Genomic DNA, 13,336 nt, shown 5'->3' with positions numbered 1-13,336 from the left:
TCAGGCACTCCAGCTCGCCAGCGCCGCACCCAGACGCTGCCATTCGCTCTCGCCGCCCGGCAAGCCGACGCGCAGCAGGTCATGCGCCGCAAAATGCCGGGTCAGGATGGCCTGCCGCGCCAGATGTTCAAAGAGCGCAAGGCTCAGCGGCGTGGCCAGACTGGCAAAAAGCGCGCTGCCGGTCACTTCGCCGAACGGCGCCAGCAGGGCCGCCAACCGCTGCGCCGCGGCACGCAGATCGCGACGTGTCTGCGCCTGCCAGGCGTGGTCGGCCAGCGCCTGCCGGGCAGCGGCACGGGCCGGGCCGGAGAGCGGCCAGGGACCAAGCGCTTCGCGCAGGGCTTCGAGCTTGTCCCGCGCACCAAAGACGAAACCGACGCGCGCACCGGCCAGGCCGAAAAACTTTCCCAGCGAGCGCAGGACGATCAGATTCGGCGCCTGCGGGCCGCCGGCCAGCGCGGCCAGAGCATGCTCGGGTTCGGGGTCGGCAAACGCTTCATCGACAATCAGCCAGCCACCCCGCCGCTGCAGTCGTTCAGCCGCGTCGAGCAGGTCGCTGGCCGGCAGGATCCGGCCGTTCGGGTTGTTCGGATTGCAGAGCACGATGATCGGTGTCGCTGCTGCCAGTGCGCGCGCCAATGGCGCATGCGGCAAGCGGCGCAACTTGTGGCCCGCACGTTCCCAGGCCTGGGTGTGCTCTTCGTAGGTCGGTGTCAGGCAGGCGACGACCACCGGCCTGAACAGCGCCGGCAGCAACTGGATCGCCGCTTGCGAGCCAGGGAGCGCGAGCAGGCGAGCGCTGCCGTAGTAGCCGGCAGCCACCTCGTCGAGTCCGTCATCGTCTTCGGGAAGGCGCCGCCAGCACGCCGGATCGATGGCCGCTACGGGATACGCGCAGGGATTGATGCCGGTCGAGAGGTCCAGCCAGGCCGCCGGATCGCCTGCGCCGGAAGCCGCATATCGCCGCGCGGCAGCGCGCAGGCGCCCGCCGTGTTCAAGCACGCAGCAGTCCCCAGCACAGCGGCACCGCCAGCCACAGCAGAAGGCTGCGGCGAACGAGGGTCAGCGCGCGGGCAATGTCCTGGCCGCCGGCCGGCCGGCCTTCGCCGAGCACGGGCCGCGGCTCCAGTCGGCCGTGGTATACCGCCGCACCGCCGAGCAGGAGGCCCAGACTGCCGGCACCCGCGGCCATCACCGGGCCGGCGTTCGGGCTCTTCCAGCGCGGTGCCTGCCGCCGCCAGCAACGCAGGGCAACGCGCGCGCGGCCGCAAAGGGCGTACGACAAGGCCGTCAGACGCGCGGGAACAACGTTCAGCAGGTCGTCGAGACGCGCGGCAGCCCAGCCGAAGTCGGCAAAGCGCTGGTCGCGATACCCCCACATCGCGTCGAGCGTATTCGCCAGTCGGAACAGCAGCGCCCCCGCTCCGCCGAATAGCGCAAACCAGAACAGCGTGCCGAATACCGCATCGTTGCCGTTCTCTAGGGTCGATTCGATGCAGGCGCCGGCGACACCGGCAGCATCGAGATCAGTGGTCTGCCGCGAAACCATCCAGCCGACGTGCCGGCGCGCCGCGTCGAGATCGCCGCTCGCCAGATCGTCGGCCACCCGGCAGGCATGTTCGCCGAGGCTGCGCGCGCCGAGCGCCAGATACAGCAGGGCGGCGTCGATCAGAGCGCCCGACAACCCGGACGGAATTGTCCACACCGCCAGCAGCGGCAGGGGCAGAACCAGCAAAGCCCAGGCCAGCAACCCACGCAGGCAACACCGGCGAGGCGACGCCCCACCGTTCAAAGCACCTTCCACGGCAGCCGCCAGCGCACCGAAACCCACCAGTGGGTGCCAGCGCCGCGGCTCACCGAGCAGACGATCGAGCCCGGCTCCGGCAATCGCCGCCAGCGGCAGGGACAGCGCCGTCGGCATGCCGGCAGCAAGGAATGGGAAGGAAAACACGTTGGGCATGCGACAATCCGGGCCACGAAACCCGGATTCTACGATGAACGCGCACCGCACCCCCAGCCTGATGATTCAGGGCTGCACTTCCGACGCCGGCAAAAGCGTGCTGGTCACCGCCTTGTGCCGCATCCTGCACCGCCGCGGCGTACGCGTCGCGCCGTTCAAGCCGCAGAACATGGCGCTCAATTCGGCGGTCACCGTCGATGGCGGCGAGATCGGCCGTGCGCAGGCGCTGCAGGCGCTGGCCGCCGGTCTGCCGGCGCACTCCGACTTCAATCCGGTGCTGCTGAAGCCGGCCACCGACAAGCGCGCGCAGGTGATCATCCACGGCCAGGCGCTGCGCGACCTCGACGCGCTCGACTATCACGCCTACAAGCCGCTGGCGATGGCCGCCGTGCTCGAATCGTGGCAACGCCTCTGCGCGCAGTACGAGTGTCTGCTCGTCGAAGGGGCCGGCAGCCCGGCAGAGATCAACCTGCGCGACCGCGACATCGCCAACATGGGTTTTGCCGAGGCCGTCGATTGCCCGGTGATCCTGATCGCCGACATCGATCGCGGCGGCGTCTTCGCGCATTTCTGCGGCACGCTCGATCTGTTGTCGGCCTCCGAGCAGGCGCGCGTCAAGGGTTTCGTGATCAACCGCTTTCGTGGCGACATCGGGCTGCTCGAGAGTGGCCTCTCCTGGCTCGAAGAACGCACCGGCAAACTGGTTCTCGGTGTGCTGCCGTATCTGCATGGCCTCTACCTCGATGCCGAGGATGCCCTGCCACGGCAGACCGAAAACAAGGCGGCGGCCGTTCTGCGCGTCGTGTCGCCGGTCTATCCGCGGATCGCCAATCACAGCGATCTCGACCCCTTGCGCTTCCACCCCGAAGTCGATTTTCGTTTCGTCGGCCCAAACGACCCGCCACCCGCCTGCGATCTGATCGTGCTGCCGGGCTCGAAAGCGGTACAGGCCGACCTCGCGTGGTTACGTGCGCAGGGCTGGGAGGAAGCCATCCGTCGCCACCTGCGCTACGGCGGCAAGCTGATCGGCATCTGCGGCGGCCTGCAGATGCTCGGCCGCGCGCTGCACGATCCGCTCGGACTCGAAGGGGTCGCGGGCAGCATGCCCGGCCTCGGCTGGCTCGACTACGAAACGCAGCTGGCCGCGGAAAAGACGCTGGAGAATGTCAGCGGCGAGTTGCTGCTGCCCGGATCGCCGGCGGTCGACGGCTACACCATCCACATGGGCGTCACGCGCGGCGCGGCGCTGGCCAGTCCGGCGGCAGTCCTCGCCGGCCAGCCCGATGGCGCCCTGTCCAACGACGGGCAGATTCTGGCCACCTACTGCCACGGCTTGTTCGATTCACCGCCGGCGCTGACCGCACTGCTCGCCTGGGCCGGCCACCGCCCGACCGAGGACTTCGATCCGCGCCAGCGCCGGGAAAACGACATCGACCGCCTGGCCGACGCCGTCGAGCAACACCTGAACCTGCGCCTCCTCGCCGAGTGGCTGCCGGGCGTCGACGAACGCCGGTAAACCCTCGCGGTCACCGACCTGGTCGCCGGTTGTTCCCGATTACGGCAGCGTCGTCCTGGCAAACAGGCCAGGTTCGCCCGTGCAACCGTCGGGCGGCTTGTCGCAACCCACATATTGACCGCCGTCGGCAGCGCCGGAGATACTCTCGGGTCTGCCGGCACGGATTGCACGCTTGCCCCCGGCATCGCCGAAGCAGGGTTTTCAGGCCATCGCCGTCTGGCGGTGCCGACGCTGCCTCGTTTGCACAACCTCACGGAGGAGAACGGAGCCATGCAAGCACGCCGCCCGGTCCAAGCCGCCAGCACACTCTGCGCCTGCCTGCTGGCGCTCGCCCCCGCCGCCGCACTGGCCGTGGCACCCGCGCCGGCATCGACGCGCATCGCCCTGGTCATCGGCAACGCGGCCTACCGTGAGGCGCCGCTCGACAATCCCGTCGGGGATGCCCGGGCGATCGCCGAGCGTCTGCGCGCGGCGGGATTCCGCGTGACGCTCAAACTCGACGCGCCGCGGCGCGAACTGCAGGAGGCGATCCGCGGCTTCGGCGATGCGCTGGCCGAAGACAGCCGCGCCGTCGGCGTCTTCTATTACGCCGGCCACGGCGTCCAGCTCAACTGGCGCAACTTCATGTTGCCGGTGGACGCACGCATCCATCGGCCGGCGGACATCGCGGCACAGGGTGTCGACGTCGGCCTGTTGCTGGAGAGTCTCGGTCGCGCGCGCAATCCGCTCAACCTGGTGATCCTCGACGCCTGCCGCGACAACCCCTTCGGCAGCAATTTCCGCAGCGTCGAGCGCGGCCTTTCGCAGCTCGACGCGCCGCCCGGCACCCTGCTCGCCTACGCCACGGCGCCGGGCAATACCGCCGGCGACGGCAGCGGCGCGCATGGGCTATATACCGGGCACCTGCTGCAGGAAATGCAGGTGCCCGGAGCGGCGGTCGAGGATGTCTTCAAGCGCGTTCGCCTGGCCGTTCGGCGGGCCTCCGAAGGAGCGCAGATCCCGTGGGAAAGCACTTCGCTGGAAGGCGATTTTGCCTTCGTCGGCGACGCCAGCCGCGACCTCGCCCGCGAGCAGCGGGAGTTCGAAGCCGATCTCGCGGCCTGGAACGTCCTGCGTGCGACGAACACGCCCGAGCCGCTGGAAGCGTTCATTCGTCAGCGGCCGAGCGGCAAGTTCGCCGAACTGGCGCAGCATCGGCTCGACCTGCTGCTGCGCGAGCGCGGCGAAAAGCCCGTCGATGCCGCGCCACCGCCGCCGCTCGGCCCGGAAATGTGCGTCCCCGGCAAGGTCGCGCCCTACGGTGGTCCGGCGGTCCCCTTCCTGCCCGGCGAGCGCTACACCTATCGCACCGTCGATCTCCTGTCACAGGCCGAGAAAGCACGCACGACCGACCGTGTCCTCGACATCGTCGGCGACGAGGTACGCTTCAATGACGGCAACAAGGTGAGCGATCTCTTCGGCAACAACGTGCGGGCGCCCGACGGCAAACGCTGGACGCCCTACCAGTTCTTCATCAACGACTACGCGCTCGGCAAACGCTGGCACGCACAGTTCATCATCACCCAGCCCGACGGCGCGACCGTCGGCGTGCGTTTCGACCTGCGCGTCGCCGCGCGCGAGCGCATCACCCTGCCCGCCGGCACATTCGACAGCTATCGCATCGAAGCCCGTGGCAGCGACCTCGCCAGCGGCGCGCAACTCGAGCGCAGCGCCTGGGTCGCCCCCGAGCGAATGCGCGGCCTGCTGGCGATGGAAAGCGTCGTCCGCAAGAGCGGCACGGTGGTCAGCGCGGAGCGCGTTGAACTCACCGAGCATGTTGCCGGCGAGAGCCCCGCGCCGGCGCGCGCCATGGCCACCGAGCCCGTGGACAAGCCGCCGCCTTCTCCGTTGGCCTACTGAGTCGGCCGCCTGGAAGCCGTGGCGGCGGCCCGGATCAGGGCTTGGCCGGCGTCGGGGCAAGTGGACAGGGCGGCGTCCCGGCGGCGCCGCAGGGGCCCATGCCTCCCATGCCTCCCATGCTACCCATGCCACCCATTCCTGGACCCATCCCTTGCTTGCCGGGGCCCATCCCGCCGCCGCGGGTCCCTGACGATGGGGGTGGCACAGGGTTTTCCTGCAGGCAGGCCTGCCGTTCGGGGCCATACTTGCCCTTGCACGCGGTTCTTGCCGACTGCATGGCGGCGCAGCGTGCGGGATCGGCAGATTTGCCGCAATCGGGCGGCGGCATGTGGTCGGTCATGCAGTCCTGCCGGGCTGGTCCGCGCAGATCCTTGCAGGCGGTCTGCGCCTGCTGCCGGTCGAGACAGTGTTGCGGGTTGCCGGCCTTGCTGCAATCGACCGCTGTCGCCTGCGGGCCGGGTCCCATGCCGCCCATTCCCCCACCCATGCCGGCAGGGCCGGGCTGGGCCTGCGCCGGGAACGCGAAGAAGGCGGCGACGAGACCGCCGAGGATGACACCGTGAGTTCGTTGCATGTACTTTCTCCTTGAAACTGCTGGCACCATCGATCATGGTGAGTCAGCTTTGATGCAGATACGCCTCCAGAATGCGGCCCTGCCCGTCGGGGACGAAGCTCAGCAGGATATAGTCGCCGGCGGTGAGCGCAACGAAATAATGGAAGCCATTCGGATCCCGAATGTCGGGTTCCCCCAATAGTTTCATGACCTGATCGCGGTGCATGGCGACAGGGGCATGCCGATTCAGAAAGTCCTGTGCCATGAGCTGACGACAGAACCGATTCGACTCCCGCCAGGCCTCCTCGGAAAATTCCTCCGGCGTGCTCGCAAAGGGGAGGGACCAGTACGGATACGACCTGATGCCGATCAACACGATCAGGCCAAGGGCGAGCACCAGGCCGACCATCCTTGCGCACCGCCTCATGGGCGTGGGCCTGTCGAGTGCATCGGGTTCATGGCCGTTTTCTCCGAGGCATCGCTGCGCGGCATGACACCATAGTTTTGCATGGCTGCCGCGACCTGCGACTGTTCTGTGACTTCGCCAGGGTACAGCCGATAGCTGGGTGCGAGGATTGGTTCGACTGCAGCGGCCTGGACGACAAGTACGCTGTGGATCGGAAACCGAGGCCCTGCCTTGGCCTCAAGCGGTGCAGACCATAGGGGGAAGTCATTGGCACTTCTGGAGACGTTCCGCGCCGTGCCAATGACTTTGAAACCCTTCTGAACGAAGACATCAACGAAGCTGACACAGACGCGCGGGTTGACCAGAACATTACGCACACTTTTTGGCGACGCGATATTTGCGATGACGATATGGGTAGAGTCAAAGACCGCAAAGATCTCCTTCGGAGAGACGTTGGGCTGACCGGCTTCATCGGAAGTTGCCAGCCAACAAAGTACGCTGCGAGTTGCGTATTCCAGGACTTCAGGCGACAGCATAAGCGCTCCGATGGTGGGATTTGCGATGCCCAACGCCAGATTCAGCGGCGACCGAAGCGAGTCCGCTGCAATGAAGAGTTGGGCACTGGGGGTGCAGACGGTGGAGAAACAAATGGGTGCCCAGCCGCAATATGCTCAGCCTCTGATTTCTTCAGGTCTTCATATATTGCACGCGCGTCGTAGCCAAACCTGGCGGCGTGGGTATCTCGAATGGCTCGTACTTCATCGACGATTTCGTCATTCAACATTTTCTTCTCCAGGAAGTTCTTCCGGGGTGCAGATAGTCAGCTAGCTGATGACGGATGTTTCAACGTAGATTTTGCGCTTCATGAATGCAGTCCTGGCTCAGAAAACCGTGGTACGTCCCCTATTTTGCTCTGGGCCGGTGTCAGGCGCCGGCGGAGAACAGCGGCACGCGTGCCAGGTGATGCGAAATCCGCTCGCGTGCCTGTGTGGTGTAACCCAGGTCGCCGCGCGAGGCGTGCCATGCCGTCATGATGTCTTCCCGGGCGCGTTCGAGACGATCCGCCATCCGTGTCTCGTCATCGCCAATCTTGCGCGCGAGGCGCAGGAAGGATTCGCGCGTGACGTCCTGCCAACGTTTCGAGCGCGCGAGGTTGAGCGCCAATTGGTCGTCGGTCTGGTACTGAATCGTCGAGACGAAATCATAAGCGGGCGAAAGCCTGGCGTTGACACCATCAGTGTAGATCAGGCTCCAGTTCTTGAGGTGCGCATCGCCGTTGCCGGAAGCCACGACGAAAACCAGTCGCCGGATGAATTCGTCCAGTTCGGATTCTCCGGCGAGCTTGTAGACCAGGTTGGCCAGCGTTTCGTAGTTGTAGCTGGCGTACTTCTGCTCGGGATAGAGGCCAAGAATCTGCGCGAAGTCCTCGATGTGCACGCGCCTGCCTGCCAACGGGCGGTCAAAGCGGCGGACGCCCAGAGCCGTTTGCCCTGCGACTGTAGCGGCCTCCGGTGGCAGGCCAGAAATCTCCGCCACCGGAACCAACTGGATTTCCGGGATAGTGATGCCGCTGGCCTCTGCCCAGCGCATCGTTGCCTGTTCGTTCTCAGGTACATCCGGAAAGCGGGCGTCCGGCAACTTGACGACCCAGTCGCCGCCGATACCGCTGACCGGGATGGTCATTCCACGTCCTGCGCGCAGGGCCGAAAACTTGAGTTGCACTCCTGCCAGTGAGAAGTGCCAGTCGTCCGCGCGCGGTTGTTTATCGGTCGCCGGCAGAGTTGCTCCTGAGGTTTCCGGAAACGCCTCGGCGGCCACGATGCGCACGGCACCGGGCAAGTCCTCTCCCAGGTGCTGAAGAAGGAAGAACTCGCGATAGACCGAAACCCCGGCCTGGCGGGCGATCAATTCACGCAGGGGGCCTTCCGGCAGCAGGTTGGAAAACCAGGGCGGCGTGCGCTGTCGCGAGGAATGCACCTGGTCCGGATTGTCGAGAAACTGTTGTCCGAGGATCGGCCGTGGATAAGCGTTCCTGTACGACTCGAACAACCTGAACTCGCAACCGTCGTTGCGCGTCAGGTTCAGTTGACCGACGGGGATTTCGTTGAGCCATACGCCAAGAGGGTGCGCCATTCAGCCCGCCTCGTCGTCGATAATCAGCGACGCAATGCTCGGCCGATCGGACTCGTCCCAGCGGACATGCCGATCGAAAAACGACTGCACGCGCGGCCGAATCCACTCCGCACGCAGCTTCAGGAAAGCGGCGCTGTCGCCCTCGACCAGGCGCTGTTGCGCGGCTGTGCTGATGCCATGCGACAGCAGGAGACCGGGATCAGTGATGCCGGTCAGCAAGCGGCGTATCCCTCCCTGGTGCGGCGGATGGAAGAGCCGGTTTGCCGCCGATTGCAGGTATTCTTCTTTTTCGCCGGGGCGTGCCGAAGAAAAAATCTGCAGCAGCGGTGACGAGTCATGAACTGACGGTACCCGGCGCATGAGTTGCCCTGCTGCCAGCCTGTCACCCGTCAACAGGTTGCGTGGTTCGAGGCTGAGCAGGGCAAGGGCCAGCAGCTTGCTCGCCGCGAAGCGGAAATTGAAGCGATCGGCGGCGTCGGGTAGGACCGATGGCCTTTCCTTGACCATTTCCAGCATGCAGTCTACCGATCGTTCCTCGCTCTCCGGGAGAATGCGCGCCAAGACCTTGCGTGTCGATACCGTGTTTCCCTGATGAGCGCCTTTCAGCGCGCCGCGCCAGATCCAGCGTGCCAGCAGTTCGCGTGATCGCGGCGTCGGGTGGGGATGGAACTGGAAGAACCGGCCCAGGGCGACGAACGCCTGCTTGCAAGGCAGCAGGTCGTAATGCGGAATCCCCGCATCGCTCTTGAGGAACAGGATGATCTGGCTGGCCGTGGCCGCAGTCCTCCGGTACGCCTCCTCGGCTTCCGTGTCAGCCAGGCGTGGTGGTTCGCTGCGCGCGCCTTCCACGACCGACAGCCCGAGCAGAACGCGCAGCAGCCGGTGCAGGATGCTTTCCTCGATTCGCCCGAACTCCAGCTTTTCCAATTCGGACGAAATCTCGGAGATCGTCGATGGCCGGCTCTGAAAGCGCGCGCCATTGAGTGCATCGAATACGTCCGCATCGTCCAGCGACTTGCCGGCCGAATTGATCCGGTTGAAGATGTCACGCAGGATGGCCTGGTCGTCGCTGCGGACAATGTAAGTGGGGATCTCGTATTCGCGGATGCGTCGCCCCAGCTGGATTGCCGTGTCACGCCTTTGCCGACTGCCGGGGTCGGCGGCGTGGTCGAACAGCCATTGCATCAGCTTTTCCGAATCCAGCACGACGGTCATCGGTAGCCAGCGCGAGGGGTCATCGCGACGTTTGCCGGTAACCGGAGGAATGACAAAGTCGGCGGTGTCGAGGTCGAAGTACAGGGCAAAGCCGTCTGCGTCCGGGTCGGCAGCGAGCAGGATGCGGGCAAGCGAGACGATTCGCTGCTGACCATCGACCACCCACAGCGCATTCTCCATCTGGGGAGCGGGCAGGGTCAGCGATCCGATACGCCCTTCGCCCGCCGGCGCTGCGGTTTCCCAGAGCAGCAGCGTCCCCACCGGATAACCGCGATAAAGGCTTTCCAGCAGGAGCTTGGCATGCATGCGGTCCCACTTGAGGCCGCGCGGGAAGCTGGGAATGCGCACCCTGCCGCGCGCCACCCCGTCGAGCAGATCCTGGACGCTGAAGGTCCGCGCCTCCGGGCGGCTGTCGAGCAGCGTGCTGGCGGAAAGCTTGGCGGTGATCGTCATGGGTGTCGTGGTGGGCAGGTGCGGGCGATTGTTTCACATGCCTTGCGTTCCTGCACGCTCAGTTCCGGACGGGTGCTTGTCAGGCATTCGCCGCGTGGCTGTTATGGCCGCTTTCCCGAAGTGAGACACTTACCCCCTTCTTTCCATCATGAGTAACCTCGCCGCCAGCCCCAGAAAAACCAGCCCCATCAGCCGCTCCAGAAATTGTTGACGACCTGAGCTCGCAAGTAACCATTGCCCCAAACTACCACTGGCGACTGATAGAAGCGACTGAAAGATCAGCCCGAGCAATGCCAATACCGCGCCCAGAGCAATGATTTGAAGAAATATTGGCCCGTAGCCTGGATTCGCAAACTGCGGAAGGAATACGCCCGAGAACAAAATCGCTTTTGGATTGAGTAGATTCGTCAGAAATCCGCGCCGAAAATTCGCTACTGCCGTACGCGACGTAACTTGCGCACCGGCTTTAAACGCACTGGACCGAAAAGATCGAAAGGCGAGATAAACCAAATACGCTGCGCCACCGTAGCGGATGGTATCAAACGCCAGGGATGACGTTGCAACCAGGGCCGCTACTCCGACCGCAGCAAACACGGCATGCGCGAACATGGCCAACGCGATGCCCAGCGACGCCCAGAGAGCCGGCCGGCGACCTTCGCTAACCCCGGTCGCAACAATGAAAGCCACATCCGGGCCTGGGGTAACCAAAAGCACCAGGCTCGCAACAAGAAAAAAAGGCAATACCGCAACATCGAATGGCATGTTGTCTCCCGAGAATGGAATAAGGGCTAACGTCGTAGGTGAGGGGCGTCCGGAGCTCGAAGGTCGGAGGGTAGTGTTAGATTTCATTGCCTTTCGCAATTTCATCAACCAATTTTGCACCAAAGAAGTCGCTTTGAATCATTGGCTTCATTGCCTTTCCCCATGCTTTGCGTTCTTCGACTGGTAACGCTACCGACGCACTGATTATTCTTCTCTTTTCCCAATCGTCGCAACGGTCGAACCACTCTCGCACGGTTCTAAATTCACCCCGTGAAAGCCGACCTTTTAGACCCTCAAGCGCGATCATTGATGGATAGGTAACGCTCTCTTTGTTCGGTGTCTTGATAATTTGTAGCAACGCGGGTTTTCGAAAGTACTTGGTATGGCTTAAAAGAGATGCAAGCGTTGCCTGGTGCCACTCCAATGCACCAAAGGCTGAAGACGTGACCATTTTGGTATAGTAATCAGCGATCGCTGCTCGATTTTTTTCAGGTATCACATCTGCATTTTTCTTTAGCATATCAACGAAGTAGTCAAGGGAATAAAGGTAGTCGCCGCATAACTTTGCTACCTCTTCAAGCTGATCAAATTTCTGTTGCACGAGGCATGAAATAATTAGCTTTTGGATACCCTCAAACTCAGGTATTCCTTGCAACCGTAGTACAACTATCTCCTTGGTAACATCTACGCTGCGAAAGACCTCATATCTCTCGCTAGACGGCATGAAGAATGTCCGAACTATTCGGTTGTATCCACCGGTGAGCATCGTCACCTTCTTGATGATTGTTTCCGGACTTTCTTCAGGCTTGTGTTGTGCTTCTTCGTCTTCCTTTCTTGCAAGATATAGCTTTGTCTTGCCCGTATTCAGCATTAAGCCATCTCGAAAGAGTCGCGTTGTCAGAGAGTTCATCCAACGCTGTGCCGTTATCAGGTCCGGCGCAAATATACGGTAGTCGTCAACATACCTGACGAACCGTATACCTTCCGACAGAAGGAAGTGATCTATATCGATGAGCGCGGCTTCCGCGAGTATTCTGCTTGCTGCATTTCCTACCGGAATACCGTAGCTATCCTTCTTTGACCAGAGTAGCAAGAGGTCATTTATTTTTTTGACCAGCCCCTGACTTACGCCAATGTCAAGTAGTGTGGACTCGATTCTATGCAGATTGACCCGATCGTAGAAGGACGCTATATCACATTGAACAACGTAAGTACATTGCGAATCGTTGGCAAGTTCCTTAACTCTTTCGCGCCAAGTGGCATAGGTCACATCCTTACTGAACAATTCAGATCCGCTAGGCTGGAACCTTGCTGAGAAAACGACCTTCTCAGATATTGGAATTCGTGCCTTTTCAATATCCTCGGCCGCGAGCAGTACTAGTGACGTATATTTCGCGACGCAGTGTGGGTCAATTATCGCCGCCTTACGATAGTCAAAGACATACCGGTTCTTCGGAGTAAGAATATACTGTATTGGTTTAAAACCCATTTCATAAACGCCACCCCTATTTATCTTGGCTTTCGTTTCTGCAATAAAATCCTGTTTGAATTGACTGATTAACTGATTCTCTAGGCATTCGCGAGTGATGTCGCTGCATCCATGGCCGGCAAGGTGTTCGACACTTAGTGCGCAAGCCTGATCTGTGTTCATATAGATATCGTGCGTCTGGGAAAGATTTTAAGAAATCTTTGTGATCGAGAGCAGTTTTGCTACATACCGCTGCCGCCTACTCTCTGGCTTGGCGTCGCGTACCGCGCTGCAAGCCGTCTGGTTGCGGGTTTTCATTGATCCGTCTGCGGCTTCCGCATGGTACTAAATTTCCATGAAAATCGGCACTACGCAGTACAGCTCAGTAGCACGCAGCAGGAGCGCTTTGATGACTGCCTTGGGCAAGTTTCTTCTCCGTCCGATGCCCGATGGTTGTCGTTGATCTCTTATCCCGATACCACTCGCCCGCTGCGAGGTGATTGAGCAGTGAGGAAAAACAGATTCGTCGATCGAAGCTGCTCCGTCGTCGCTCGGAGAAATGGTGACGCAGCTTCGTGCTGCAAAGTCGTTGCTGCGAGCAACGACGCCGTTGCGCGGGGGGATGGTGTTTGTTCTTCGGAACAACGACATCGCTGCGCCAAGGGACGCGTTCGTGGTTCAAGCGAGGGAATGCCGTATCTGCGGACGACGCTGGCGCAGTTCCGAACGACGACAGCGTGCCTCGGCGGCACGGCGGCGTCGTTCGGAGGAACGGGCGCGCGCCGTGGCGGAATGCAGGCGAGTCCGCGAACCTGCCGGGTCCGGTGATGCGCCCCGATACCGGGGTGGCAGCAGGCGGGCGCGCCGACAGTTCATTCGGTGGCTGGCCTGCTTGTCCGGCGGCGGCCACTGAAACGGGTTGCCATGGTTTCCTTGAGTGCATCGAGTCCGACACCCTTGCCGATGGCCTT

12 protein-coding genes are annotated in these 13,336 nt (G+C 62.6%); 2 read left to right on the top strand and 10 right to left on the bottom strand.

All coding sequences use genetic code 11. From position 1 onward, the window contains the following. Entirely contained in the window at window positions 1–1,002 is a 1,002-nt protein-coding gene (gene cobD, locus AC15MQ_RS11560; protein WP_483080189.1) for a threonine-phosphate decarboxylase CobD, read from the bottom strand. Then, window positions 995–1,960, bottom strand: a complete 966-nt coding sequence (gene cbiB / locus AC15MQ_RS11555) for an adenosylcobinamide-phosphate synthase CbiB (protein WP_483080188.1) — start codon at window positions 1,958–1,960, stop codon at window positions 995–997. Before cbiB ends, cobD begins: the two co-directional genes overlap by 8 nt. Window positions 1,961–1,994: 34 nt before the next feature. On the opposite strand from cbiB, the gene AC15MQ_RS11550 reads away from it, so the two are divergent. Both AC15MQ_RS11550 and AC15MQ_RS11545 read left to right on the top strand, forming a co-directional pair. Continuing rightward, window positions 1,995–3,476, top strand: coding sequence for a cobyric acid synthase (locus tag AC15MQ_RS11550; RefSeq protein WP_483080187.1), 1,482 nt, complete (start codon window positions 1,995–1,997; stop codon window positions 3,474–3,476). Window positions 3,477–3,746: 270 nt separating this feature from the next. Further along, window positions 3,747–5,375: a caspase family protein gene (locus AC15MQ_RS11545; protein WP_483080186.1), complete on the top strand. Its 1,629-nt coding sequence runs from the start codon at window positions 3,747–3,749 to the stop codon at window positions 5,373–5,375. A 34-nt stretch (window positions 5,376–5,409) separates the two neighbouring features. Here AC15MQ_RS11545 and AC15MQ_RS11540 read toward each other — a convergent pair whose 3' ends face one another. The 8 genes from AC15MQ_RS11540 to AC15MQ_RS11505 all read right to left on the bottom strand — a co-directional run bounded on the left by AC15MQ_RS11540 (window position 5,410) and on the right by AC15MQ_RS11505 (window position 12,548). Further along, window positions 5,410–5,949 (bottom strand): hypothetical protein, encoded by a 540-nt coding sequence (locus tag AC15MQ_RS11540; RefSeq protein ID WP_483080185.1) that lies wholly within the window; start codon window positions 5,947–5,949, stop codon window positions 5,410–5,412. A gap of 43 nt (window positions 5,950–5,992) precedes the next feature. Continuing rightward, the gene (locus AC15MQ_RS11535; protein ID WP_483080184.1) at window positions 5,993–6,355 is read right to left on the bottom strand and encodes a hypothetical protein; all 363 of its coding nucleotides are present in this window, start codon (window positions 6,353–6,355) and stop codon (window positions 5,993–5,995) included. Continuing rightward, window positions 6,352–6,870: a pyridoxamine 5'-phosphate oxidase family protein gene (locus AC15MQ_RS11530; protein WP_483080183.1), complete on the bottom strand. Its 519-nt coding sequence runs from the start codon at window positions 6,868–6,870 to the stop codon at window positions 6,352–6,354. The genes AC15MQ_RS11535 and AC15MQ_RS11530 overlap by 4 nt, the downstream gene beginning before the upstream one ends. A gap of 41 nt (window positions 6,871–6,911) precedes the next feature. Beyond that, a complete protein-coding gene (locus AC15MQ_RS11525; RefSeq protein ID WP_287666238.1) occupies window positions 6,912–7,118 on the bottom strand; it encodes a hypothetical protein in 207 nt (68 codons plus the stop codon). Between the two features lie 140 nt (window positions 7,119–7,258). Further along, entirely contained in the window at window positions 7,259–8,467 is a 1,209-nt protein-coding gene (locus AC15MQ_RS11520) for a type II toxin-antitoxin system HipA family toxin (RefSeq protein ID WP_287653518.1), read from the bottom strand. Then, on the bottom strand, window positions 8,468–10,135 hold the full coding sequence (locus AC15MQ_RS11515) for a DUF262 domain-containing protein (protein ID WP_483080182.1): 1,668 nt from the start codon (window positions 10,133–10,135) through the stop codon (window positions 8,468–8,470). A 129-nt stretch (window positions 10,136–10,264) separates the two neighbouring features. Continuing rightward, window positions 10,265–10,897 (bottom strand): LysE family translocator, encoded by a 633-nt coding sequence (locus tag AC15MQ_RS11510; RefSeq protein ID WP_483080181.1) that lies wholly within the window; start codon window positions 10,895–10,897, stop codon window positions 10,265–10,267. A 76-nt stretch (window positions 10,898–10,973) separates the two neighbouring features. After that, window positions 10,974–12,548 (bottom strand): RNA-directed DNA polymerase, encoded by a 1,575-nt coding sequence (locus AC15MQ_RS11505; protein WP_483080180.1) that lies wholly within the window; start codon window positions 12,546–12,548, stop codon window positions 10,974–10,976. Between the last annotated feature and the right edge of the window lie 788 nt (window positions 12,549–13,336).

It is taken from the genome of Candidatus Accumulibacter propinquus (genome assembly GCF_056856495.1).
Note: the sequence above shows the minus strand (reverse complement) of the source record. Positions and strands in the feature narration are given on the sequence as shown.

What these genes read in the sequence shown, in the direction of transcription:
- cbiB (WP_483080188.1), bottom strand. Translation starts at nt 1,960, where the DNA reads ATGCCCAACGTGTTTTCCTTCCCATTCCTTGCTGCCGGCATGCCGACG.
- AC15MQ_RS11550 (WP_483080187.1), top strand. Translation starts at nt 1,995, where the DNA reads ATGAACGCGCACCGCACCCCCAGCCTGATGATTCAGGGCTGCACTTCC.
- AC15MQ_RS11545 (WP_483080186.1), top strand. Translation starts at nt 3,747, where the DNA reads ATGCAAGCACGCCGCCCGGTCCAAGCCGCCAGCACACTCTGCGCCTGC.
- AC15MQ_RS11540 (WP_483080185.1), bottom strand. Translation starts at nt 5,949, where the DNA reads ATGCAACGAACTCACGGTGTCATCCTCGGCGGTCTCGTCGCCGCCTTC.
- AC15MQ_RS11535 (WP_483080184.1), bottom strand. Translation starts at nt 6,355, where the DNA reads ATGAGGCGGTGCGCAAGGATGGTCGGCCTGGTGCTCGCCCTTGGCCTG.
- AC15MQ_RS11530 (WP_483080183.1), bottom strand. Translation starts at nt 6,870, where the DNA reads ATGCTGTCGCCTGAAGTCCTGGAATACGCAACTCGCAGCGTACTTTGT.
- AC15MQ_RS11525 (WP_287666238.1), bottom strand. Translation starts at nt 7,118, where the DNA reads ATGTTGAATGACGAAATCGTCGATGAAGTACGAGCCATTCGAGATACC.
- AC15MQ_RS11520 (WP_287653518.1), bottom strand. Translation starts at nt 8,467, where the DNA reads ATGGCGCACCCTCTTGGCGTATGGCTCAACGAAATCCCCGTCGGTCAA.
- AC15MQ_RS11515 (WP_483080182.1), bottom strand. Translation starts at nt 10,135, where the DNA reads ATGACGATCACCGCCAAGCTTTCCGCCAGCACGCTGCTCGACAGCCGC.
- AC15MQ_RS11510 (WP_483080181.1), bottom strand. Translation starts at nt 10,897, where the DNA reads ATGCCATTCGATGTTGCGGTATTGCCTTTTTTTCTTGTTGCGAGCCTG.
- AC15MQ_RS11505 (WP_483080180.1), bottom strand. Translation starts at nt 12,548, where the DNA reads ATGAACACAGATCAGGCTTGCGCACTAAGTGTCGAACACCTTGCCGGC.